Annotated in this window: 19 protein-coding genes and 1 pseudogene; 12 read left to right on the top strand and 8 right to left on the bottom strand. The window is 73.0% G+C overall.

Annotated features, from left to right (window positions below):
- Positions 1-51: 51 nt before the first annotated feature.
- Both JYK04_RS19285 and afsR read right to left on the bottom strand, forming a co-directional pair.
- Positions 52-264, bottom strand: coding sequence for a hypothetical protein (locus tag JYK04_RS19285; protein ID WP_189735236.1), 213 nt, complete (start codon positions 262-264; stop codon positions 52-54).
- Between the two features lie 178 nt (positions 265-442).
- On the bottom strand, positions 443-3670 hold the full coding sequence (gene afsR, locus JYK04_RS19280; protein ID WP_229875088.1) for an SARP-family global regulator AfsR: 3228 nt from the start codon (positions 3668-3670) through the stop codon (positions 443-445).
- Positions 3671-3801: 131 nt separating this feature from the next.
- On the opposite strand from afsR, the gene JYK04_RS19275 reads away from it, so the two are divergent.
- On the top strand, positions 3802-5028 hold the full coding sequence (locus JYK04_RS19275) for an amidohydrolase family protein (protein ID WP_189735238.1): 1227 nt from the start codon (positions 3802-3804) through the stop codon (positions 5026-5028).
- A gap of 55 nt (positions 5029-5083) precedes the next feature.
- Here the strand turns inward: JYK04_RS19275 and JYK04_RS19270 are convergent, their stop codons facing one another.
- Complete coding sequence (locus tag JYK04_RS19270; RefSeq protein WP_229875089.1) at positions 5084-6328, bottom strand: MFS transporter; 1245 nt, start codon at positions 6326-6328, stop codon at positions 5084-5086.
- A 195-nt stretch (positions 6329-6523) separates the two neighbouring features.
- On the opposite strand from JYK04_RS19270, the gene JYK04_RS19265 reads away from it, so the two are divergent.
- The 3 genes from JYK04_RS19265 to JYK04_RS19255 all read left to right on the top strand — a co-directional run bounded on the left by JYK04_RS19265 (position 6524) and on the right by JYK04_RS19255 (position 8540).
- Positions 6524-7057, top strand: a complete 534-nt coding sequence (locus JYK04_RS19265; protein WP_189735240.1) for a DUF3995 domain-containing protein — start codon at positions 6524-6526, stop codon at positions 7055-7057.
- 40 nt (positions 7058-7097) lie between these two features.
- Entirely contained in the window at positions 7098-7592 is a 495-nt protein-coding gene (locus JYK04_RS19260) for a GNAT family N-acetyltransferase (RefSeq protein WP_189735242.1), read from the top strand.
- Positions 7593-7676: 84 nt separating this feature from the next.
- The gene (locus tag JYK04_RS19255) at positions 7677-8540 is read left to right on the top strand and encodes a trypsin-like serine peptidase (protein WP_189735244.1); all 864 of its coding nucleotides are present in this window, start codon (positions 7677-7679) and stop codon (positions 8538-8540) included.
- Positions 8541-8726: 186 nt separating this feature from the next.
- Here JYK04_RS19255 and JYK04_RS19250 read toward each other — a convergent pair whose 3' ends face one another.
- Positions 8727-9170, bottom strand: coding sequence for an NUDIX hydrolase (locus JYK04_RS19250; protein ID WP_237410261.1), 444 nt, complete (start codon positions 9168-9170; stop codon positions 8727-8729).
- A 93-nt stretch (positions 9171-9263) separates the two neighbouring features.
- Positions 9264-9389, bottom strand: a pseudogene (locus JYK04_RS41265) (ABC transporter permease); the annotation flags it as partial.
- Between the two features lie 39 nt (positions 9390-9428).
- Between JYK04_RS41265 and JYK04_RS19245 the strand changes: the two are divergent.
- Together JYK04_RS19245 and JYK04_RS19240 are read left to right on the top strand one after the other, a co-directional pair.
- Positions 9429-10031 (top strand): ATP-binding protein, encoded by a 603-nt coding sequence (locus JYK04_RS19245; protein WP_229875091.1) that lies wholly within the window; start codon positions 9429-9431, stop codon positions 10029-10031.
- Entirely contained in the window at positions 10028-10885 is an 858-nt protein-coding gene (locus JYK04_RS19240) for a L,D-transpeptidase family protein (RefSeq protein WP_189735248.1), read from the top strand. The genes JYK04_RS19245 and JYK04_RS19240 overlap by 4 nt, the downstream gene beginning before the upstream one ends.
- Here JYK04_RS19240 and JYK04_RS19235 read toward each other — a convergent pair.
- Positions 10857-11495: a transmembrane-type terpene cyclase gene (locus tag JYK04_RS19235; RefSeq protein WP_189735250.1), complete on the bottom strand. Its 639-nt coding sequence runs from the start codon at positions 11493-11495 to the stop codon at positions 10857-10859. The two genes, JYK04_RS19240 and JYK04_RS19235, sit on opposite strands and share 29 nt — an antisense overlap.
- A gap of 148 nt (positions 11496-11643) precedes the next feature.
- Between JYK04_RS19235 and JYK04_RS19230 the strand changes: the two genes are divergently transcribed.
- The 5 genes from JYK04_RS19230 (at position 11644) to JYK04_RS19210 (ending at position 18100) form a co-directional block, all read left to right on the top strand.
- Positions 11644-12591 (top strand): LLM class F420-dependent oxidoreductase, encoded by a 948-nt coding sequence (locus tag JYK04_RS19230; RefSeq protein WP_189735252.1) that lies wholly within the window; start codon positions 11644-11646, stop codon positions 12589-12591.
- Positions 12592-12604: 13 nt separating this feature from the next.
- Positions 12605-13390 (top strand): SDR family NAD(P)-dependent oxidoreductase, encoded by a 786-nt coding sequence (locus JYK04_RS19225; protein WP_189735254.1) that lies wholly within the window; start codon positions 12605-12607, stop codon positions 13388-13390.
- Positions 13391-13484: 94 nt separating this feature from the next.
- Entirely contained in the window at positions 13485-14606 is a 1122-nt protein-coding gene (locus JYK04_RS19220; protein ID WP_189735670.1) for an LLM class flavin-dependent oxidoreductase, read from the top strand.
- A gap of 285 nt (positions 14607-14891) precedes the next feature.
- Positions 14892-16631 carry an N-acyl-D-amino-acid deacylase family protein gene (locus JYK04_RS19215; protein WP_189735256.1) on the top strand — a complete coding sequence of 580 codons (1740 nt, stop codon included), beginning with the start codon at positions 14892-14894 and terminating at the stop codon, positions 16629-16631.
- Complete coding sequence (locus JYK04_RS19210) at positions 16628-18100, top strand: aldehyde dehydrogenase family protein (protein WP_189735258.1); 1473 nt, start codon at positions 16628-16630, stop codon at positions 18098-18100. Before JYK04_RS19215 ends, JYK04_RS19210 begins: the two co-directional genes overlap by 4 nt.
- A gap of 45 nt (positions 18101-18145) precedes the next feature.
- Here the strand turns inward: JYK04_RS19210 and JYK04_RS19205 are convergent, their stop codons facing one another.
- On the bottom strand, positions 18146-19984 hold the full coding sequence (locus tag JYK04_RS19205; RefSeq protein WP_189735260.1) for a hypothetical protein: 1839 nt from the start codon (positions 19982-19984) through the stop codon (positions 18146-18148).
- A gap of 54 nt (positions 19985-20038) precedes the next feature.
- Positions 20039-21127, bottom strand: coding sequence for a DNA alkylation repair protein (locus JYK04_RS19200; protein ID WP_189735262.1), 1089 nt, complete (start codon positions 21125-21127; stop codon positions 20039-20041).
- 328 nt (positions 21128-21455) lie between these two features.
- Here JYK04_RS19200 and JYK04_RS19195 point away from each other — a divergent pair, with 328 nt between their 5' ends.
- Entirely contained in the window at positions 21456-23021 is a 1566-nt protein-coding gene (locus JYK04_RS19195) for an APC family permease (protein WP_189735263.1), read from the top strand.
- Positions 23022-23145 lie beyond the last annotated feature (124 nt).

Here is a 23145-nt window from a genome sequence, read left to right as displayed (position 1 = left end):
CCCGTGGTTCCCCCGTACTCCCCCGTGGTTCCCCCGTACGTCTTGCGAGTGCTACGGGCGCGGACCGGACGCGTGGTTGTCCAGCGTCTGGATCTCCTCGCCCGCGACCGGCGGCGCGACCGGCGGCACGACGGGAGCCGCAGCCGGGTCCTCGGTCTTCTCCAGCGGCTTGATCTCGATGCCCGAAGCGTGGTTGTCCAGGGTCTCGATATCGACGCCCGAGGCGTGGTTGTCGAGCGGCTTGAGGTTCTCGTTCGTCGTCATCGATTCTCCTGATGATTGGGTAGGGCTGGGCCCGTTCGGCGATTCCCCCGATGACCGCCGAACGGGTAGTCCACCAACCGGCCCGGATGCTCCCCCGAGGCGCCGGGTCGATGCACTAATCGTGTCGGACGGCGATAAACGAACGATGAACGCCTCGTTCAACCGGCGTCCCCGCAGCTCAGGCGGCGATCTCCGAGGCCAACAGGGCCTGTACCTCGCCCAGTTCGGTCGACTTCAGCTGCGTGAACACGGCCTCCGCGTCCCGCCAGCAGGCCCGCGCGCGGTCCCGCTGCCCCAGCCGCCGCAGCGCCTTGCCGAGCACCGTCAGGACCGTCGCCCGGCGCCACTCCCCGCCGATCCCGCGCAGCGCGATGGCCTGCTCGGCGTGCGAGGCGGCCAGGGTGGGCCGGCGCGCCGCCAGATGGGCCTCGGCGAGCCGGAAGTGGGTCACGCCCTCCCACAGCGGCTGGCGGTTCTCGTGGAACAGCGACAGTGCCTCGGCGAGCTGCGCCAGGGCCTCGCCGAGCCGCCCCGCCTGGGTGAGGGCGATGCCCAGCGCGTAGCGGCCGTTGGCCAGGCGCAGGCTCAGGCCCATCCGGTCGTAGATGGCGATGCCCTGCTGGGCCAGGTCTATGGCGCTGGGCAGGCGGCCCAGCTCCACGTGGATGCGCGAGAGGTTGCACAGGGCGCTGGCCTCGCCGACGTTGTTGCCGTCGGCGCGGAAGCACTCGATGGCCTGCAGCAGGTAGCGCTCGCCGTCCGCGTGCCGGCCCTCGTAGAGGGCGATGATCCCGCGGTCGTTGGGGGCCCAGCACATGGGCAGCGGGTCGCCGGCCTCGCGCGCGAGCACCGTGGCCCGGGCGGCCTCGTCGTCGGCCTCGGCGAAGCGGCCCGCGACCAGGTGGACGTTGGTGAGGGTGGTGCGGGCGCGGCCCTCGGCGTACGGGTCCTTCGCGGCCTGGCCGGCGTCGCGCAGGGCGACCGCGGCCGACTCGTACTGCCGGGAGTTGGCCCCGGACTCGGCGAGGTCCTTCGCCGCCCACAGCAGGTCCACGGCCCGGCGCAGGACCAGCGACTCGCCGCCCCGTACGGAGGCCTGCCGTACGCACGCCAGCAGCGGGTCGGCCTCGGCGTACAGCCAGTCCAGGGCGGTGCGCGGTTCGGCGAAGACCAGCCCCGGGTAGTGGGTGTCGGACAGGTGCGCGGGCAGCCGGTCGCCGGGGCGCTCCAGGGCGTAGACCCCGGAGGCGGTGGCCAGGTAGAAGTCCAGCAGCCGGTCCAGGGCCGCCTCGCGCCCGCTCGGCGGCTGCTCGTCGCGCTCGGCGCAGGCACGCGCGTAGAGGCGTACGAGGTCGTGGAAGCGGTAGCGGCCGGGGGCGGCGGATTCCAGGAGGGAGCAGTCGACTAAAGCCTCCAGGAGGTCCTCGGTGTCGTACTCGGGCAGGTCGAGTACGGCGGCCGCCGCCGAGAGGGAGATGTCGGGGCCGTCGGCGAGGCCGAGGAGGCGGAAGGCGCGCTGCTGGGCGGGCTCCAGCTGGCCGTAGCCGAGCTCGAAGGTGGCCTTGACGGCGAGGTCGCCGGTCTGGAGCTCGTCGAGGCGGCGGCGCTCGTCGGCGAGCTTGGCGGCCAGGACGGAGACGGTCCAGGTGCGGCGGGCGGCGAGCCGGGAGGCTGCGATGCGGATGGCGAGCGGCAGGAAGCCGCAGGCGCCGACGACGTCGAGGGCGGCCTGGCGCTCGGCGCGCACGCGCTCCTCGCCGACGATGCGGGTGAAGAGCTGGAGGGCCTCCTCGGGGCTCATGACGTCGAGGTCGACGAGATGGGCCCCGGCGAGGCCGGCCATGCGGACCCGGCTGGTGACGAGGGCGGCGCAGCCGGCGGTGCCCGGCAGCAGCGGACGGACCTGGGCGGCGTCGCGGGCGTTGTCGAGGAGGACCAGCACGCGGCGCCCGTCGAGGATGGAGCGGTAGAGCGCGGCCCGGTCGGCGGGGGAGTCGGGGATGGCCGTGTCGGGCGTGCCGAGGGCGCGCAGGAAGGAGCCGAGGACGGCCTCCGGTTCGGCGGGGCGGGCCTCGGTGCCCTGGAGGTCGACGTAGAGCTGGCCGTCGGGGAAGTGCGGGCGGGCGGCGTGCGCGACGTGGACGGCGAGGGTGGTCTTGCCGACGCCGCCGATGCCCGCGAGCGCGGAGACGGCCATGACCTGGTCGTGGGCGCCGCCGGACAGGATGGTGCCGAGCTCGGTGACGAAGCTGGAACGGCCCGTGAAGTCGGGAACGGTGGCAGGCAATTGGGCGGGCCTCACGTGAACGGTCGCGGCGGCCGGGGCCGGGTCCTCCGCGCGGGCGAGATCGGCGTCGGCGTTGAGGATGCGCTGCTGGAGCGCGGCCAGTTCGGGGCGCGGGTCGACGCCGAGCTCGTCGGCGAGCAGGCGCCGGGTGTCGGCGTAGACGGCGAGGGCCTCGGCCTGCCGGCCGCTGCGGTAGAGGGCGAGCATCAGCAGCTCGCGCAGGCGTTCGCGCAGCGGGTGGGCGGCGGTGAGGGCGGTGAGCTCGGAGACGGCCTCGGCGTGCTGGCCGACCTCCAGGTCGAGGTCGAGGCGGGTCTCCAGCAGCTGGAGGCGCCATTCGGCGAGCCGGATGCGCTCGGTCTCGGCGTGCGGGCCGGGGACGCCCGCGAGGGGCTCGCCCTCCCAGAGGTCGAGGGCGCGGGCCAGGAGCGTACGGGCGAGGGAGCGGTCACCGGCGGCCCGGGCCGCCTCGGCGTCGGCGGCGAGGCTGCGGGCGACGCCGAGGTCGAGGGTGGAGGCGGAGCGCAGCCGGATGGCGTAGCCGCCGGACTCGGTGACGAGGAGGCCGGGGGCGACGACCTTGCGCAGGCGGGAGGCGTACGTGCGGATGGTGGCGAGGGCCTGCTGCGGCGGGTCCTCGCCCCAGATGGCGTCGATGAGTTCGGGCGCGGTGGCGGTGCGGCCGTCGCGCAGCAGGAGCACGGCGAGCAGGGCGCGCTGCTGGGGCGTGCCGGAGGGCAGGATCTCGGCGCCGCGCCAGGCGCGGACGGGGCCGAGGACGGCGAAGCGGGACTCGCCGGGACCGGCGCCCTCGCCTGCCGTGTCGCCTGCGGCGGGCTCGGCGGGCTCGGCTCGTCCCGGGGCCGTACGGGCGGCGGCGGTGCGGGTCGGGCATGCGGCGGGCTCGGCGGACCTGGCCCGGGCGGTGGGTCCGGCGGCCGTGTCGCCTGCGGCGGGCTCGGCTCGTCCCGGGGCCGTACGGGTGGTGGGCTCGGGCCGGGCCTGGCGGGTGGGGGGCGCGGGTGCGGGCGGCGCCCCCGGACCGGCTTCGGGTACGACGGCAGCCGTACGGGCCTCGGGATGTTTCCGCGGGCTCGGGATGGCCGGTACGCCGTCCATCTGTCGTCCCCCTGCCTTCCGTCGGTGTAAGGGTCAGTCTGCCCTGTCTCGCGCGTACACGTCAGCCCGTGTCCGACCGATCACCGGCCAACTAGCTGACGGTACGTCAGATCAGCGCTACCGTATGGGCCATGGAGACCTTCCCGAAGATCATCTCGGTGGACGACCACACGGTTGAGCCCCCCCACGTCTGGCGGGACCGGCTCCCGTCCAGGTACCGCGACACCGGCCCCCGCATCGTCCGCGCCCCGCTGAAGGAAATGACCTTCCTCGGCGGCAAGTTCGCCCCCGTGATGGGGGCCAAGGGCGACGACGGCCCCATCGGCGACTGGTGGGTGTACGAGGACCTGCACCGGCCGCTCACCCGTCTCGACACGGCGGTCGGGTACGACCGCGACGAGATCAAACTGGAAGTCATCACCTACGAGCAGATGCGCCCCGGGTCCTTCTCGGTTCCCGACCGGCTCGCGGACATGGACGTCAACCACGTCCAGTCGGCCCTCTGCTTCCCGACCTTCCCCCGCTTCTGCGGCCAGACCTTCACCGAGGCCAAGGACCGCGAGCTGGGACTCCTCGGCGTACGGGCCTACAACGACTGGATGGTGGAGGAGTGGTGCGGCCCGGACGCCCGCGGCCGCCTCATCCCCCTCACCCTGATCCCGCTCTGGGACGCCCGCCTGGCCGCCGCCGAGGTCCGCCGCAACGCCGCGCGCGGCGTGCGCGCGGTCGCGTTCTCCGAGATACCCCCGCACCTGGGCCTCCCCTCCATTCACACGGACGAGTGGGACCCCTTCCTGGAGGCGTGCAACGAGACCGGCACGGTCATCGCCATGCACATCGGCTCCTCCTCGCGCATGCCCTCCACCTCGGCCGACGCGCCGCCCGCGGTCGGCTCCACCATCACCTTCGCCAACTGCTGCTTCTCGATGGTCGACTGGCTGATGAGCGGCAAGTTCGAGCGCTTCCCCAACCTGAAGATCATGTACGCGGAGGGCCAGATCGGCTGGATCCCGTACATCCTCGAGCGCGCGAACGTGGTCTGGGAGGAGAACCGCGGCTGGGGCGGCGTCGCCGACAAGGTGCTGCGCCCGCCGTCGGAGCTCTTCGCCGAGCACGTCTTCGGCTGCTTCTTCGACGACGCCTTCGGCCTGAAGAACCTCGACTCGATCGGCGTCGCCAACGTCCTCTACGAGACGGACTACCCCCACTCCGACTCCACCTGGCCGAAGTCCCGCCAGGTCGGCGAGGCCCAGATGGGACACCTGGCACCGGACGTGGTGGACCGCATCGTGCGCGGCAACGCGATCGACCTGCTCGGGCTCACGGCCGACGGCCTGTGGGCGGGGCCGGGGGCGTGAGCCCGCGGCCGTAGAGCCAGCGTGGCCGGCCCTCTCCGCCGGCCACGTCCTACGGTCACCCGCGCCCGGCCCGCGCCGCGGCCCCGGCCCCGGCGACGGCCCACGTGCCGGCCCCGGCCACCAGCAGCAGTGCCACCGCCAGCCCCGCCACCGTCAGCACCGGCAGCAGCACCCGCACGTCCACGAAGGCCACCAGCGCGGAGCCCAGCGCCAGGGCCAGCGCGTTCGGTACGAAGATCAGGGTGTTGGCGGTGGCCGCGGCGCGGCCCAGCGCCGCGTTCGGGACCTCGCGCTGCACCGCCGTCAGCGCGGCGATCAGCACGCACGGCAGCCCGGCGCCGATGGCCGCGCTGCCCGCCAGGGCCACCGCGTCGTACGGCAGCGCCCGGACCCCGGCGCCGAGGGCGAACAGGGCCACACCGGCGGCCGTGAACACCCTCTCCGGCATCCGCCGCAGCAGCGGGCCCGCCGCGAGCCCGCTGAGGACCGAGCCCGCGCCCTGCACGGCGTACAGCACCCCCACATAGGTGGGCGCGTGCCCGAGCACGTCCCCGGCGACCGCGTAGATCACCGCGCCGTTCAGCCCCGCCAGGAACATCACGGCGGCGCCGGCCGCCACCAGCACGCGTGGCGCGGGTGCCTCCCGCAACCGCCTCCAGCCCTCCCGCATCCCCGCGAACTCCCCCGCCCCGTCCCGGATCCGCTCCCGCTCCGGCGGCTCCCCGGGCACCCGCAGCAGGGCGAAGATCCCCGCCGCCAGTGCGAAGGTCACCGCGTCGAGCAGGGCCACCGACGCCCCGCCGAAGCGGGCGAACAGGCCCGCGCCCACCAGCGGCGCGAGCAGCTTCATGCCCTCGTCGGCGGTCAGCCGCAGCCCGTTGAAGTCCCCGAGGAGCCGGTGGCCGACGACCTTCGGGACCAGGGCCGCCTCCGCCGCCCCGTGCACGGTGCCGCAGATCCCGTACACGAACAGGACCACGAACAGCAGCCACACCCGGTCCGCCGAGTCCAGCAGGGTCAGTACGGGCAGCAGCGCGGCCATCACGAGGCCGAGGGCGACCAGCAGCGGCCGCCGGGGCAGCCGGTCGGCGAGCGCCCCCAGTGCCGGTCCGGCCAGGACCGGCGCCCACATGGTGAACACGGTCAGCGCCGCGAGCGCGTCGGACCCGGTCAGGGACTTCACCCAGACCCCGCCGACCAGCCACATGGCGGTCGTGCCGAATCCCGAGACCACCACCCCCGACAGGTAGAGCCCCGCATTGCGGTCCCGCAGGACCTTTCCCACTCCTCGATCGGTCACCGGCCCAGCCTGTGTTCTAAGGCGGGGGCCGGGGATCGGGCAGACGACCTACGTTCCGCGCCCGGGGTTCCCCCGCACGGGGGAGGACGGGATCGTGCCGGGGCCCGATCCGCGTGGGCGCCGGTTCGGTGAGGCTGGATCCAGGCGGCCGAGGCCCGGACCGCCCCACCGAACCGAGCACGCCGGAGGACCCCCATGGCGACCGTGAACGAGACCCCGCTGCCCGTGAGGGAGTCCGGCCGGGAGTCCGGCCGCCGGCGCACCTGGCCGGGGTACACGGCCGCCGCCGCGGCGCTGGGGTACGCGGCCCCGCACTTCTGGTGGGGCGCCGGGGTCGCGGCCATGTTCCCCGGCGACTTCGCCGGGGCCCCGAAGGACAACATGGAGGCCGCGATCGGCTACTGGGGGATGGGCGCGGTGGCGGTGTTCGGCGCGGTGCTCTCCCTCGCGCTGGTCAGCCCGTGGGGCCGCCGCATCCCCGCCCTCCTGATCGCCGTACCGGCGGGGATCGCCGCGTGCGGCATGACGCTGTGGGGCTTCACCTACTTCGCGATGCAGTACCTGCTGGCCGCCGACCGCGTCGTCTCCTCGCCCGCCTTCGCCGCCAAGGACGCCCACCCGCAGGCCGCCTGGGGGCTCTTCTGGTACGGCCTCTTCCTGCTCTGGGGGATCACGCTCGGCATCGCGGCCCGGCAGCGGCTGCGCGAGCGCCCGGCCCGGCGCCGGTGAGAACCCGCGCCGGCGCAACGGCCCCGTCTACCATCGGGCCGTGCCCCGACTCCAGTTGCTCCGCTTCGACCACGCCCCGGCCCTGCTCGCGTTCGAGCGGGAGAACCGCGCCTACTTCGCCGCGTCGGTCCCGGACCGCGGCGACCGCTACTTCTCCGACTTCGACGAGCGGCACGCCGCGCTGATGGCCGAGCAGGCCGCCGGGCTGTGCTTCTTCCACGTCCTGGTGGACGACGGCGGCGCGGTGGTGGGCCGGGTCAACCTCGTTGACGTGGCCGACGGTTCGGCCGAGCTCGGGTACCGGATCGCCGAGCGCGCCACGGGCCGGGGCCTGGCCACGGCCGCGGTCCGGGAGGCCCGCGGGCTGGCGGTCACGCAGTACGGACTGGCCGCGCTGCGGGCGGTCACGACGCTCGACAACGCCGGCTCGCGCGCCGTGCTGGCCCGTACGGGATTCGTGGCCACCGGCGACGTCGATCTGGACGGCCGCCCGGGCCTGCGTTTCGAGTGCGACCTGCGGCTCGAAACCGCGTAAGGACCGGGCCGGGAGCCGCACTCGGCCTTGCACCCGACCCTGCCGCCGAGGCATGCTTCGCCAGGGCAAAGCGGGAGGATGATCATGCCGGTGGACAAGCGGACCGTCGTGACGGCGGTGCTGTGCGCGGTGGCGGCTCTGGGAGCGTCCGCCGCGGTGGCCAAGCTCTCGCCGCCGCCGGAGGGAGCCCCGCCGGTACGGGCGAAGGCCGCGCCGAGCGCGTCGCCGACGGGACCGTCATCGCGATCGCACGTGGCGAAGCCCCAGCTGTCCACGGCTCCCGGCGCCACCCTGCCGCCGGCCGTCACGCCGCCGCCGGGTGGGCCCGCCGCCTTCACCGGAGCCCTGTTCACCGACGGCCTGGACAGCGACCACTTCTGCACCGCCACCGTGGTGAGCAGCCCCGGCCGGAACCTGATCATCACGGCCGGGCACTGCCTGCTCGAAGGGGACCAGAGCGGCGGAAGCGCCGTCTTCGCTCCCGCGTACGCCAACGGGGTCGCCCCGTACGGCACGTGGAAGATCGAGCAGGTCTTCGAGGACGACCGCTGGGCCGAGGGCACGGACGACGACTACGACCTCGCCTTCGCCCGCCTCGCCCCGGACGCCAAGGGCCGCACCATCGAGGACGTGACCGGCGCGGCCGTCCTCGACACCAGCGGCCGCGGGGGCGAGGAGGTCACCGTGACCGGTTACCCCGCCGACCGCAAGGTTCCGCGTACCTGCACGTCGACCGCCGTCCGCGAGAGCGCGACCCAGCAGCGGTTCGACTGCGCCGATTTCCCGGGCGGCACCAGCGGCAGCGCGTGGATCGCCGGCGACGGGAAGATCATCGGCATCCTCACGGGCGGGGATACGGACGACGTGTCGACCAGCACGGTCCTCGGCGAGTACGCGGCCTCGCTCTACGCCAAGGCCACCGGGAAGACCGCCACCGCGAAGCCCTGAGGCCCGGCCGCCGCCGAAGTCCTAGGCCGTCTCTTCCGGATCTTGTCGGCCGAGCCCGGGTCGTCCGGTGCCGTGCCTGGCAAGGCGGAGGAGCGCACCGTGTACTGGACGTACTCGGGCGCCCCGACAACGCGGCCAGGTGCGGTGCCGGGCGGGCCGGGCCCGGCAAGATCCGGAAGAGACGGCCTAGGCCAGCAGCCCCAGGTGGACCGGTTCCGCCGGGGTGTCGGCCAGCAGTTCCGGCAGGCGCGGGGGCCACAGGGGTTCGCCCAGGGTGGCCAGGCGCTGCGGGGAGAGCCACTGCCAGTGGATGCCCGGGGCCTCCAGGACCGGCTCGCGGCGCGGGCCCGTGGTGACGAAGATGTGCTCGTGCTGGCGGACCGGGATCCCCTGGTGCGTGAAGTCGTGCTCCCAGGTGCAGAGCAGCCGTTCGGGTTCCAGGTCGGTCCAGCCGGTCTCCTCGCGCAGCTCGCGCCGCACGCAGTCCTCGGGGCTCTCGCCGGGATCGATGCCGCCGCCGGGCGGCAGCCAGTGGATGCCCACCTCCACGTTGTCCTCCCGGAAGAGGAACACGGATCCGGTGGGAGACAGGATGACAACGCGCGCTGCGTGGCGTGGAGTTCGCATCATCGATTCAATGTACGCCGGTGATCGGTTCCGGGGGATGGGCTTGCACCTGGCCTTTTGCCGCCTTGTGCGCGCCCGTCCCCCGGTCCGGCCCCGCTACGCCGCCGCCAGCGCCAGCGTCGGCGACAGCCGGGCCGCGCGCACCGCCGGGTAGAGCCCCGCCAGGGTGCCGATCACCAGGGTGGCGGCGAAGCCGCCGGTCACCGCCCAGAGCGGGACCACCCCGAGATCGGCCTGGCGGGGGACCCGTCGCCGCAGAAGGTGGCCCGGATCCGCGCCAAGCTGATCGGCGTCGCCGACTCCAGCGAGCACCTCATCGAGTCCCTGCTGCTGCTCGCCGTCTCGGAGCAGGGGCTGGAGTCCACCGGTCCGGTGGACCTGGCGGCGCTCGCGGCGGCCGAGCCGGCGGCCTGTCCGCAGCAGGGGCTGACCGTCGTACGGACCCTGGCCCCGCTCACCGTGCCGGGCGACCGGACCCTGCTGGGGCACCTGCTGCGGAACCTGCTGACCAACGCGGTGCGTCACAACCGCGCCGGCGGCCGGATCGCCGTGTCCACCTCCGCCGAGGGGGAACTGACGGTGTCGAACACCGGCCCGGTGATCGATCCGGCGGACGTGCCGGGGCTGCTGGAGCCCTTCCGCAGGCGTGCCGAACGGCTGCACACCACCGGTGAGGGCGCGGGGCTCGGGCTGTCGATCATGGCCTCGATCGCGCGGGCGCACGGGGCGGAGCTCGCGGCCGAGGCCAATCCGGCCCCGGAGGGCGGCCTCACGGTCCGCGTCCGCTTCCCGCCGACGGGCGAGGCGCGCACGTCGCAGCCACCCGGGCTACGAGGGCCCGCTGATGTACGGTCGGAGGAATGAGCACGCACGCCCGAGCCCGCTCCCGCCCTCCCCGCAAGCCCCGTGCGATCCGCAGGACCCGCCGGGTGGCCCTCGCCGCCGTGCTCGGCCTGGCGACGTTCACGGCCGGCTGGGTGTACGTGGCCCAGGGCCCGGACGAGGCGGCCGGCCCCCGGACGCAGGCCCGCGCGGACGCCCGCCCGCAGGCGGAGGACCGCGCCGCGCGTGACGCGCAGCGGGCCGCCGCCCGGCAGGATGCCCGTCGGGCCGCGCAGCAGGCCGCCGCCGCGCAGGGTCTGACCGGTGTCAGCGAGCGGACCCGGGCCCGGATCCCGGCCGAGTCCCGCCAGCTGATCCTGGTCACCGGCAGGGCGCCGGACTCCTCGGAGTCCACCGCCGCCTTCTACACGCGCCCCGCGGCCGGCGCCGACTGGGTCCGGACCGAGAGCTGGCCGGCCCGCAACGGGGCCAACGGCTGGTCCACCGAACGCACGTACGGGGATCTGACCTCGCCGGTGGGTGTCTTCGCACTCACCGACGCGGGCGGCCTGCTGCCGAAGCCGCCCGGCACCCGGCTCCCGTACGACGAGAACAAGGGCTTCGTCCCCTCGGGCCTCGGGGTGAACGGGGAGTCCCTCGCGGGCTCCTTCGACTACGTCGTCGCCATCGACTTCAACCGCAGGCCGGGCCGGTCCCCGCTGGACCCGGTCATGCCGGACGGCGAGGACAAGGGCGGCAACATCTGGCTGCACGTGGACCACGACGGACCCTCGCAGGGCTGCGTGGGCATCCCGAAGGCGGCCATGGAGAAGGTCCTGGAGACCCTCGACCCGGCGGCGAGGCCGGTCATCGTGATGGGGCCGGAAGGGTTCTGAGCCGGGCGAGGCGGGGCCGCAGCAGCAGCCCGATGTAGGCGAGGTCGAAGATGCTGCACAGGATCCCGAGACCGAGGATGAACGGCGCGTCCTCCACCACCCCGAACAGCAGGGTCGGGGCGAGCGTCCCCAGCCATTTGGCGACGGCGATGGTCAGGGACTGTCCGAGCGGCCCCTGCCGGGAGGCGTACAGGGCGATGAACAGGCCGGACATCAGCAGGTTCTGCAGGAACGCCGAGTACCGGCTCGCGTCGTGCGCCCCGAAGTGCGCCAGGAACATCCACTGCACGGCGAATCCCGTACCGAACACCAGGACCGACCAGCCTGCGAAGAGCGGCCGGGTCACGAACTCCGGCAGCTCGGCCCGCCCGAAGCGCAGGTAGGTGTAGACGATCACCAGGTCGGCCACCGCCCACACCACGTTGACCACGCCCTGCGCGGAGATCCCGACCGAGATGTCGCGGGCCGCATAGGTCGCCTCCCAGGCGAAGTTGAGCGCGAGCGCGGCGACGGGCATCGCGTACGTACGGTCCCGCAGCCCGACGCGGATCGCTTCCACGTACACGGCCGTCCAGGCGATCCCGCTGACCAGCGTGAGTATCAGATCCACGCGCGCACCCTAGCGAGGGAAGCGCGGCAGGGGAACGCCCCGGATCGGCCAGGGGCGTGTCACACCCCTTGTCTGACGCCCCGTCAGCTATGACGATGGCCCCGCACCGATATGACGAATCGGCAGACGAAGGCGAGGCGGGCCCGCCATGGCGCGCGTATTTCCGCAAGGTCGGCTGGTCTACGGGATGCAGCTCCCGGTCCAGTCGCAGAGCACCATCTACGCCGAGCCCTGGGAGGCGTCGGCCACCGCAGCCGATCTCGCCGGGATCGCGCGGGCCGCCGACCGGGCCGGCTTCGGGTACGTGGCCACCTGCGACCACGTGGCCATCCCGCGGCGGCTCGCCGGCCCCATGAGCACCGTCTGGTACGACCCGGTGGCCACCCTGTCCTTCCTGGCCGGGATCACCGAGCACGTGCGGCTGCTGAGCCACGTCGCGATCCTGGGCCTGCGCCACCCGCTGCTCGGCGCCAAGCAGTACGCCACCCTCGACCACCTCTCCGGCGGCCGGCTGATCCTCGGGGTGGGCGCCGGGCACGTGCAGGAGGAGTTCGACGTCCTCGGCGTGGACTTCGCGCGCCGCGGGGCGGTCCTCGACGAGACCCTGGACGCGCTGCGGGTGGCGCTGGGGCCCGAGGAGTACCCGGAGTTCGAGGGCGAGCTGTTCTCGTTCAAGGACCTCGGCCAGCTGCCCCGGCCCGCGCAGGAGCGGATCCCCGTCTGGGTCGGCGGCTCCTCGCCCGCCGCCGTGCGCCGCGCCGCCGTCCGTGGGGACGGCTGGCTCCCGCAGGGGGACCCGCGCGAGAAGCTTCCGGCGCAGATCGCCCGGATCGGCGAGCTCCGCGAGGCGGCGGGGGTCACCGGCCCCTTCGAGTTCGGTGCGATCACCGAGGCGCTGTACGTCGGCGAGCCCGGCTGGGACACCGGCCGCCGCACCCTCACCGGCAAGGCGGAGGCGCTCGCCGAGTCCCTGCGGGAGTACCGGGCGCTCGGCGTGGACCAGATCCAGGTGCGCTTCCGCAGCCGCGACCGCGCCGAACTCGTCGACCAGATCACCGCTTTCGGGGCCGAGGTGGCCCCCCTCCTCAACGACTAGGGGCTGACGGACCATGGGCAAGCTGGACGGGCGCGTCGTCATCATCACCGGCGCGGCACGCGGGCAGGGCGAGCAGGAGGCCCGGCTCTTCGCCGCCGAGGGGGCGCGGGTGCTCCTCGGCGACGTGCTGGACGAGCAGGGCGCGGCGGTGGCCAAGGACATCGGCGAGGACCGGGCCCGGTACGTACGGATGGACGTGAGCCGCGAGGAGGACTGGGCGGCCGCGATCGCCGCCGCGAAGGAGACCTTCGGGCCGGTCGACGGCCTGGTCAACAACGCGGGCATCCTGCGCTTCAACGAGCTGACCGCGACCCCGCTGGAGGAGTTCCAGCAGGTGGTCCAGGTCAACCAGGTGGGCGCCTTCCTCGGCATCAAGACGGTGGCCCCCGAGATCGAGGCGGCCGGCGGCGGCACCATCGTCAACACCTCCTCGTACACGGGCCTGACGGGCATGGCGTACGTCGGCACGTACGCGGCGACCAAGGCGGCGATCCTCGGCCTGACCCGGGTGGCCGCGCTGGAACTGGCGGGCAAGGGCATCCGGGTCAACGCGATGTGCCCGGGAGCCGTGGACACCCCGATGGCCAACCCGGGCCTGCTGGACCCGGCGAACATGACCGACGAGGCCAGGGACGCGATGGCGGAGCTCTACAAGCGGGTGGTCCCGCTGGGGCGGGTGGGGCAGCCGGAGGAGATCGCGAAGCTGGCGCTCTTCCTGACCGGCGAGGACTCCTCGTACATCACCGGGCAGCCGTTCGTGATCGACGGCGGCTGGCTGGCGGGTGTCAGCATTCTCTGATGGGGCGTCAGGTATTGACGCTCACACCCTCGCGGTGGAACAGTCGTGACATCAAATCTGACGGAACGTCAGAAACCAAAGGACGGTGAACCCCTTGGAATTCGGGCTCTTTGTGCAGGGATACGTGCCTGAGGCGCGGTCCAAGGTCGACCCCGAGGCAGAGCACAAGGCGCTGATCGAGGAGACCGAGTACGTCATACAGGCGGACAAGTCCGGCTTCAAGTACGCCTGGGCCTCCGAGCACCACTTCCTGGAGGAGTACTCGCACCTGTCGGCGAACGAGGTGTTCCTCGGGTACCTCGCCCACGCCACCGAGCGCATCCACCTCGGCTCCGGCATCTTCAACCCGCTCGCCCCGGTGAACCACCCGGTGAAGGTGGCCGAGAAGGTCGCCATGCTCGACCACCTCTCCAAGGGCCGCTTCGAGTTCGGCACCGGCCGCGGCGCGGGCAGCCACGAGATCCTCGGCTTCCTGCCGGGCATCGAGGACATGAACGGCACCAAGGAGATCTGGGAGGAGACCATCGCGGAATTCCCCAAGATGTTCCTCCAGGAGGAGTACGAGGGGTTCCAGGGCAAGCACTGGTCGCTCCCGCCGCGGAAGGTCTTCCCCAAGCCGTACGGCAAGGCCCACCCGGCCATGTGGTACGCCGCCGGCTCCCCGTCCTCGTACGCGATGGCGGCGAAGAAGGGCCTCGGCGTGCTGGGCTTCAGCGTGCAGAAGGTCTCCGACATGGAGTGGGTCCTCGACCAGTACAAGACGGCCATCCGCGAGGCGAAGGCCATCGGCGCCTTCGTCAACGACAACGTCATGGTCACCTCGACCGCGATCTGCGCCGAGACCCACGACAAGGCCGTCGAGATCGCCGTCAACGCCAACATGAACCGCTTCCAGTCGCTGGTCTTCCGCTACCACGACACCTTCCCGCGGCCCGAGGCGATCCCGCAGTGGCCCGAGACCCTGCCGGAGTACAACGCGGAGATCATCGAGCTGCTGATCGCGGAAGAACTGCTGATCTGCGGCGACCCGTCGGAGGTCCGGGCCCAGTGCAAGCGCTGGGAGCAGGCGGGCGCCGACCAGCTGTCCTTCGGCCTGCCGACCGGCGTCTCGCCCGAGGACACGATGACGACGATCAAGCTGATCGGCGAACACGTGATCCCGCACATCGACACGGACCCGATCCACCGCACGACCCGCTTCCGCCAGGCCGCTTAGCGCTCGGCTCCGGCGGAGGGTGCGGGGTGCGCGGCCCGCACCCCGAAGCCCGGGGGTCCGCCCCCGGCTTCCCCTTGCGGGGACGGCGTCTTCCCGGACCGCCGTCCCGCACCGGCCCCGGCCGGGCGGCCACCGGCCGGGGCACGCGGGGGCTCCGCCCCCGCACCCCCGCGCCTCAAACGCCGGCGAGCTGAAACTCCCGGCCCCGCCGGCGTTTGAGGCGCGGGGTGTGGGGCGGAGCCCCACGAGACGGGCCGCAACGCGAACTCCGGCAGAAGGGACGTCATGCTCGACCACCTGATCAAGGGCGCGACCGTCGTGGACGGCACCGGCGCCCCCGCCCGCGTCGCAGACGTGGGGATACGCGACGGCCGGATCGCGGCGATAGCCGCACCCGGCACCGTCACCGAAGAGGCCCGCACCACCGAGGACGCCACCGGCCTGGTCCTCACCCCCGGCTTCATCGACCCGCACACGCACTACGACGCCCAGCTGTTCTGGGACCCGTACGCCACGCCCTCCATGAACCACGGCGTGACCACCGTCGCCGGCGGCAACTGCGGCTTCACCCTGGCCCCGCTCAACCCGGCCCGCCCCGAGGACGCCGACTACACCCGCCGCATGATGAGCAAGGTCGAGGGCATGGCCCTCAAGGCACTCGAAGAGGGCGTCGACTGGACCTGGTCCACCTTCGGCGAGTACCTCGACGCCCTGGAGGGCCGGATCGCCGTCAACGCCGGGTTCATGGTCGGCCACTGCGCCCTGCGCCGGCACGTGATGGGTGAGGACGCCGTCGGCGGCCAGCCCACCCCCGAGCAGATGCAGCAGATGCTCGACCTCTTCCACGACGCCATGAACGCCGGCGCCTGGGGCCTGTCCACCACCCAGTCCTCCACCCACTCCGACGGGTCCGGCGCCCCCGTGGCCTCCCGCCACGCCCGCCCCGCCGAGCTGCTCGCGCTGTCGAAGGCGGTCGCCGAACACGAGGGCACCCAGCTGGAGGCGATCGTCGCCGGCTGCCTCGACCAGTTCTCGGACGACGAGATCGACCTCTTCGTGGAGATGAGCGCAGCCGCCGGCCGGCCCCTCAACTGGAACGTCCTCACCATCGACGCCTCCGTCCCCGAGCGGGTCCCGCGCCAGCTGATCCCCAGCGAACGCGCCCGCAAGGCCGGCGGCCGGATCGTCGCGCTGACGATGCCCATCCTCACCCCCATGAACATGTCGCTGGGGACCTTCTGCGCGCTCAACCTCATCCCCGGCTGGGGCGAGATCCTGGCCCTGCCCGTCCCCGAACGGATCGAGAAGCTCCGCGACGCCGACGTGCGCGCCGAGATGCTGCGCCGCGCCGACAGCAAGGAGGCCGGCGTCTTCCGACGCCTCGCCAACTTCGGCCGGTACGTCATAGGGGACACGTACAGCAAGGAGAACGAGGGCCTCTCCGGCCGGGTCGTGAACGACATCGCCGCCGAGCGCGGCCAGGACCCCTTCCGGTGCCTGGTGGAGATCTGCGCCAACGACGACCTGCGCACGGTGCTCTGGCCCATGCCCACCGACAACGATCCGGCGAGCTGGGCCCTGCGCCAGGAGACCTGGCAGCACGAGGACGTCATGCTCGGCGGCTCCGACGCCGGCGCCCACCTGGACCGGATGTGCGGGGCCCCGTACACGACCCGCTTCCTCGGGGACTGTCTGCGCGGCCGCAAGCTGGTGCCGCTGGAGCAGGCGGTGAAGATGCTCACCGACGACCCGGCCCGGCTGTTCGGGCTGCGCGAGCGCGGCCGCCTCGCCGAGGGCTTCCACGCGGACCTGGTCCTCTTCGACCCGGAGCGGATCGAGGCCGGTCCCGCGACCCTGGTCCACGACCTGCCCGGGGACAGCCCCCGGCTGGACGCGCGGGCCATCGGCATCGTCTCGGTACGGGTCAACGGCGTGGAGACCATCCGCGACGACGAGGTGACGGGGGCGATCCCCGGGATCGTGCTCAGGTCGGGCCGGGACACGAGGACGGTGAGCACGCGATGACGGACGCGCAGGCGCAGCAGCTCTACATCGGCGGAGTGTGGGTGGAGCCCGCGGGCGGTCACTACGAGGTGGTCAACCCGGCGGACGAGTCGGTGGTCGGGCTCGCGCCCGAGGCCTCGCGCGGGCAGGTCGAGGAGGCGGCGCGCGCCGCGGCCGAGGCCTTCGAGAGCTGGTCCCGTACGACGCCCGAGGCGCGCGCGGCGATCCTGGACCGGGCCGCGGACATCATGCAACGGGAGTACGAGCCGTGGGCGGTGCTGGCCCGGCAGGAGACGGGCGCACCGGCCGGCATCGCGCGCGGCATGCAGGTCGGGGTGGGCGTCACCCGCTTCCGGCGGTACGCGAAGGGGGCCCTCGAACCGGTCGAGAAGGGCCTGCCCCCGCAGGTCACCGAGGCCGGCCCGATGGGGCGGGCGAGCATCCTGGGCGCGCTGGAGGTGCGCCGGCCGGTCGGGGTGGTCACCTGCATCACCTCGTACAACAACCCCTGGGCGAATCCGGCGGGCAAGGTGGCCCCGGCGCTGGCCATGGGCAACACGGTGGTGGTCAAGCCGGCGCCGCAGGACCCGCTGTCGGTGTTCAAGATGGCGGAGGCCCTGCACGAGGCCGGGGTGCCGGCGGGCGTGGTGAACGTGGTGGGCGGGCAGTCGGTGGAGGTCGGCGAGGCCGCTGTGGACTCCCCGCACGTCGACATGGTGTCCTTCACCGGTTCCACGGCCGTCGGGCAGCGCATCGCCGAGGTCTGCGGCCGGTCCATGAAGCGGCAGTTGATGGAACTGGGCGGCAAGGGCGCGGCGATCGTCTTCGAGGACGCGGACCTGGACGCGGCGGTGATGGGGATCGGGACGACCTTCTCCTTCTACTCCGGGCAGATCTGCACGGCCCCGACCCGGGTGATCGCCCACCGTTCCGTGTACGACCGGCTGATCGAGAAGCTGACCGGCTATCTGGCCTTCATGAAGGTCGGCGATCCGGCGGCCCCGGGCACGGTGGTGGGCCCGGTGATCTCGGCGGCGCACCGCGACCGGGTGGAGTCGTACATCGAGCTGGGGAAGAAGGAGGGCGCCCGGATCGCGTACGGCGGCGAGCGCCCGGTGGTGGGGGACGGCCGCGGCTTCTACGTGGCTCCGACCCTGCTCGTCGACTGCACGAACGACATGCGGGTGGTCCGCGAGGAGATCTTCGGCCCGGTGGTCGTGGTCGTCCCCTTCGACGGGGACGAGGACGAGGCGGTCCGGCTGGCCGACGACAGCGACTTCGGGCTGCTGAGCTACGTGTGGTCCGGGGACTCGGCGCGCGCGTTCCGCGTGGCGCGGCGGCTGCGGGCGGGCGGGGTCGGGGTGAACACCATCGGCCGCAACATGGAGGCCCCGTTCGGCGGCTTCAAGCGCAGCGGGGTGGGGCGCGACGTGGGCTCGTACGCGCTGCAGGCGTACAGCGAGATGCAGTCGATCGTCTGGACGGCGTAGCCCGTGCCGTCGGGGTCCCGCCGTGGGACCCCGACGGCCGGCCCGCTACAGGCCTTCCGCGGGCCAGGCGTGGCCGAGAGCCTCGGCGTACTCCTTGCTCCCCCCGGAGAGCCGGGCCCAGGTGCGCGGGTTCTGCCCCGCGAGCCGTTCGAGGGCGGCTCGGGCCTGTGCCTGCGGCGGTGTGCCGTCGTCCGGGATCCGCCACGCGAACTGCAGCCACGGTTCGTCCTTGCCCGGCACGCCGGGTTCGGTGCCGGGGGCGTACGTGAAGTGGAGCTCGACGGTGCCTGGTTCGTCCCACGCGGTGAAGGCCGTGCCCGCGCTGCAGCCCCAGGCGGTGAGCAGTTCGGGGCGTTCCAGGAGCCCGTCGGCGATGAGCCGGGCGGTGTCACGGGCCGGCCAGGACCAGCTTCGGTCGTTCTCGGCCCGCTCGACCTCCGCGTCGTACGCAGCGGCGTCGCACCGGTACGCGGGCGGCTTCCGCTGCCCCTCGACGCCCCGCCAGCCGTCCCACACCACCTGGTCACCGTCCCGGCGGATCGTCACGTAGAGGGCGCCGCAGCAGCCTTCGGTGCAGTAGGCCTCGGCGAGCTGGACCTCCCTGGGTTCGGGTCCGGCCCGCAGTCGCCCGGTGTCGAGCAGGAACTCGGGGGAGTTCCAGCCGCCCGAGGCGAACAGGTCCGGGACCAACGGCCTGCCGCCGAGCACGATCCGGGTCTCCACCACATTGCGCACGGCCGGGTCGCAGACGACGACCTCGATCTCGAACGTGGTCCGTGCGCAGGGCGGGATGAAGGGCCGGTGTCCGGTGCGGAGCATCCAGCCGGCCCTGTGGCCACTGGGGTCCGTGCGGGTGCCGAGGTGTGCGGCGGTGGCCGCGGCCCTTTCGGGGACGGCCGTCCAGAGCGGTTCGGCCAGCAGCCGGCCCAGGGTGGCGATCAGCTCGGCCCGCCGGCCCGGCGGCCATTGCAGAACGGCTCCTGCCCCGCTGCGCAGGTCCTGAGCGAGCGAGAGCAGCAGGGCGTACGAGTCCGTCGACGGCGTGAGCCGATGGGCGCGGGAGACCACGGCCTCGTACACGGGACGTGCCCGCGCGTAGTCGAGGACTTCCGGCCGGTACTGGTGCGTGTGGGCCATGGCGAGCAGCAGCCGGCACGCCGCCACGGTCAGGGCGGGGTCCTGCGGGTACTCGTGGAGCAACTGGTCCAGCCGGGCCGCTTCGGCGATCCGGCGGGGCCGGCCGGGGGGAGTGAGGCCGCCGGTCAGGGCGGCGCGGACCGCTTCGCGGTCCCCGCCCGCCACGGCGTCGACGAAGGCGTCGTGGCCGGGTGCCCCGGCTCCGATGCCGAGGTCGAGTTCGGCCGCCGCCACCCGGTCGATCCGGTCGAGGACGGCCACCGCGACGCGGGAGAACTCCCCCAGCATGGCCAGGGTCCTGACGGCGGGCGTGTCCGTGGAGTCGCCCAGGTTGCACAGCAGAGCCAGTCCGGCGTGGACCGCCGACGGGTGCGTTCCGTCGCGGGTCAGCCGGCGGGCCAGGCGTCGTGCCCGCCCCGTGTACCGGTCCTCGGGGACGATTCCGAGGACGATCCGGTGGATGTGTTCCGGTAGGACGGGGAGTGCGGCCAGCCGTGTGTCGGCGGCCTCGGCGGCGCGGGCGCCGACCGGGTCGGCCAGCAGCGGGGCGAGGGCCTCGGTGACCGCCACCTCGGCGGCGGCCCGGCCGAGACGGGCGCGGCGGCTGACGGGCGGGGGGCCGTCGGGCAGCGGGTACCCCCCGGCCGGGACCTGGCCGTCCGGTTCGATGCCGTGGCGGAAGAGGGCGTAGTCGTACAGGGACGTCGTCCGGGGGGCGAGCGGCTCGCGCTCGTCGCGGACGCTCATCGGGCGGGGTGGGACTCGATTCCGTAGGTCATGCCGAGAGGGTGTCAGGCGGGGTCAGGACGCGTCCAACGAAAATCCGGCCTCGCCGCGGACCCGGCCGTTGATCTGGAGCTGCACCAGGTGCTCGCCGGAGTGGTAGCGGCGGGTGGTGATGGGCTTGAAGGAGTGGCGCTTGGTGCCCTTGAGGGTTTCGCCGGGGGCCAGGGCGCGGGTGACGAGCTTGAACACCTTGGGGGTGCGGGTGCCGTTGGCCTTCGCGTGGTGGACGACGTAGTCGATGACCAACTGGGCCGGGAGAGGGCCGGTGTTGGTGACCGTCCAGTCGAAGACGAGGTACTCGCCGACGGCGATCCGCGGGTCGGCGACGACCGGGCCGCCGACGGTGACGGGCACGTCGGGGGAGTGGCCGAGCAGGGTCAGCGCCTCGGGCCGCCCGGCCTTGATGAGGGTGCGCAGTCCGTGGCGTACGACGCGGTCGGTGGTGGCCTCGGGCTCGGCCAGCCAGCGGGCCGCGGCCTCGACCGCGAGGGCGGGGTGGTCGCGGCTGATGTCGTTGAGGTGGTTGGAGACGGAGCGGCGGACGTACTCGGACCCGTCGCGGTAGAGGGCGTCCAGCACGGGCAGCGCGGGCCGCGGGTCGGCGACGAACGCGGGCAGCTGCGGGGCCCACGGCAGCCGGGGCCGGGTGCCCTCGCTGGCGAGGCGGCGTACGTGCGGGTCCGGGTCGGCCGTCCACTTCCGTACGGCGGCCAGGGCGCGGTCCGGGTCGGCGCGCAGGAAGGGCCGGACGGCGGATTCGGCGGTGAGCCGGGAGGTGAGGTCGTGCAGCAGGTCCAGTCCGGGCTCGAACACCTCCAGCCCGCGCACGGCGACGGCCTCGTTGACGGGGAAGGTCATCCAGCCCTCGAAGCCGGGCTGGGCGAGGGCGGTGCGCACGACGGCCTCGAAGGCGGGCCATGTGTCGGGGAGGTCGTCGAGCACGGCGTCGCGGACGGCGGCGACACGGCCGCTGAAGGTCAGCCCGTCGAGGGCGCCGGCGCGGGCGCGCAGGGCCGGCGAGGACCGGCGGCCGCCCGCGCGGGCGAGCAGTCGGGCGAGGGCGGTGACGGTGTCCGCGCTGAGGAGCTCATCGGCCGTGGGCATGGGGCCGGTCTCGCCGATGGCGGGGGTTCTCCGGGGTGCCCTCGTGGGGGCCGCCGTCGGTGGAGCCCGCCCAGGACCGCTGTTACCGCTGGTCACCGCAAAGTCACGACGGAAACTTTGAAAATTCGCAAAACGGACATGGCTGCGGTTTCCGCATGCCGAAAGAGTCTCTGTCGGACCTGTCGAAGCATGGGCGTGCGTCGAGGTGAACCTTGCATTAAGTGCTTGTGAACTGTCTCGATCTCAAGATTCGAAGGCATTCGGGGGTGTGGAGTTCCGGACTTCGATCGTCCATATGTGGAAAACGCACCATCTAACGTCCTGACTCATGACTCAGCTGGACGTTCGGCCTCGGGCCGGAGACACGGTAAGCGGCGTCGCCGAGGGCGACGTCCGCGGCAAGGGCCTCGGCAAGGGGTCCGTCGGACTGGTCGGAAGCGCCGTCATCGGCATCTCGACCGTCGCCCCGGTCTACTGCCTGACCTCGACCCTCGGCTCCACCGCCGGTGAGGTCGGCCTTCAGATGCCCGCGATCTTCCTCGCCGGCTTCCTCCCGATGCTCCTGGTCGCCTTCGCCTACCGCGAGCTCAACAAGGCCATGCCGGACTGCGGCACCTCCTTCACCTGGACCGTCAAGGCCTTCGGCCCCCGGATCGGCTGGATGTGCGGCTGGGGCCTGGTGATCGCCACGATCATCGTGCTCTCCAACCTCGCGGGCGTCGCCACCTCGTACTTCTGGCTGCTGGCCGGCGAGATCACGAACAACGCGTCGATCGCCGCCCTGGACGACAACAAGCCCGTCCACATCGTCACCTGCCTCACGCTGATCGCCGTCGCGACCGCCATCAGCTACCGCGGCATGACCGCCACCAAGGGCGTCCAGTACGCCCTGGTCGGCCTCCAGCTCGTCGTGCTCGCCCTCTTCGTCGTCATGGCCTTCCAGAAGGCCTCCGCCGGCACCTTCGACACCGGCCTGGACTTCTCCTGGTCCTGGATGAACCCCTTCGCGGTCGAGTCCATGGCGGCCTTCACCGCCGGACTCTCGCTCTCGATCTTCATGTACTGGGGCTGGGACGCGTGCCTGGCCACCAACGAGGAGACCACCGGCTCGACGAAGACCCCCGGCCGCGCCTCGCTCATCGCGATGATCGTCCTGGTCGGCTCGTACCTGGCCACCGGCGTCGCCGCCCAGATGGCCGTCGGCTCCGGCGGCGAGGGCCTCGGCCTCGCCAACGAGGAGACCTCGGGCAACGTCTTCGCCGCCCTCGCCGGCCCCGTCATGGGCCCGGTCCTCGGCATCCTGCTCTTCGTGGCCGTCCTGGCCTCCGCCGCGGCCTCCCTGCAGACCACCTTCATCCCGGTGGCCCGCACGGTCCTCGCCATGTCGACGTACGAGGCCCTGCCGCCCTCCTACGCCAAGGTCCACCCGCGCTTCAAGACCCCGGGCCGCGCCACCGTCATGGCGGGCGTCGCGACCGGCGTCTTCTACACGGTGATGACCCTGGTCAGCGAGAACGTCCTCACCGACACGATCTTCGCGCTCGGCCTGATGATCTGCTTCTACTACTCGCTGACGGCCTTCGCCTGCGTCTGGTACTTCCGCGGCGAGCTGCGCCGCTCCGCCCGCGACCTGTTCTTCAAGGGCGTCTTCCCGGTCCTGGGCGGCCTGCTGCTGGCCGCGGTCTTCTTCAAGACCCTGTACGACGCCTGGGACCCGTCCTACGGCTCCGGCTCCACGCTCCCCGGCCTCGACGTCGGCAACGTCTTCGTCATCGGCGTCGGCCTGCTGGCCCTCGGCCTGGTGATCATGTTCGTCACCGAGCGCCGCAGCCCGGCCTTCTTCCGCGGCGAGGTCCTGACGAAGTCCACCCCGTCCCTGGTGGTCGAGGACTGACCGTCCCCGCACCCGCGCGCGCCCCCGCCGCTGAGTCATGCCCACGGCCCCGGATCGATTCCCCCGATCCGGGGCCGCGGGCGTTTGCGGGCCGTTCCACGGCGCCGACCCGGGCGCGGGCGGT

Origin of the sequence: Streptomyces nojiriensis (assembly GCF_017639205.1) — a bacterium.
Classification (GTDB): domain Bacteria; phylum Actinomycetota; class Actinomycetes; order Streptomycetales; family Streptomycetaceae; genus Streptomyces; species Streptomyces nojiriensis.
Note: the sequence above shows the minus strand (reverse complement) of the source record. Positions and strands in the feature narration are given on the sequence as shown.

Coding starts and splice junctions, on each gene's coding strand:
- JYK04_RS19285 (WP_189735236.1), bottom strand. CDS start 264: ATGACGACGAACGAGAACCTCAAGCCGCTCGACAACCACGCCTCGGGC.
- afsR (WP_229875088.1), bottom strand. CDS start 3,670: ATGGACGGCGTACCGGCCATCCCGAGCCCGCGGAAACATCCCGAGGCC.
- JYK04_RS19275 (WP_189735238.1), top strand. CDS start 3,802: ATGGAGACCTTCCCGAAGATCATCTCGGTGGACGACCACACGGTTGAG.
- JYK04_RS19265 (WP_189735240.1), top strand. CDS start 6,524: ATGGCGACCGTGAACGAGACCCCGCTGCCCGTGAGGGAGTCCGGCCGG.
- JYK04_RS19255 (WP_189735244.1), top strand. CDS start 7,677: ATGCCGGTGGACAAGCGGACCGTCGTGACGGCGGTGCTGTGCGCGGTG.
- JYK04_RS19250 (WP_237410261.1), bottom strand. CDS start 9,170: ATGATGCGAACTCCACGCCACGCAGCGCGCGTTGTCATCCTGTCTCCC.
- JYK04_RS19240 (WP_189735248.1), top strand. CDS start 10,028: ATGAGCACGCACGCCCGAGCCCGCTCCCGCCCTCCCCGCAAGCCCCGT.
- JYK04_RS19230 (WP_189735252.1), top strand. CDS start 11,644: ATGGCGCGCGTATTTCCGCAAGGTCGGCTGGTCTACGGGATGCAGCTC.
- JYK04_RS19225 (WP_189735254.1), top strand. CDS start 12,605: ATGGGCAAGCTGGACGGGCGCGTCGTCATCATCACCGGCGCGGCACGC.
- JYK04_RS19215 (WP_189735256.1), top strand. CDS start 14,892: ATGCTCGACCACCTGATCAAGGGCGCGACCGTCGTGGACGGCACCGGC.
- JYK04_RS19210 (WP_189735258.1), top strand. CDS start 16,628: ATGACGGACGCGCAGGCGCAGCAGCTCTACATCGGCGGAGTGTGGGTG.
- JYK04_RS19205 (WP_189735260.1), bottom strand. CDS start 19,984: ATGAGCGTCCGCGACGAGCGCGAGCCGCTCGCCCCCCGGACGACGTCC.
- JYK04_RS19200 (WP_189735262.1), bottom strand. CDS start 21,127: ATGCCCACGGCCGATGAGCTCCTCAGCGCGGACACCGTCACCGCCCTC.
- JYK04_RS19195 (WP_189735263.1), top strand. CDS start 21,456: ATGACTCAGCTGGACGTTCGGCCTCGGGCCGGAGACACGGTAAGCGGC.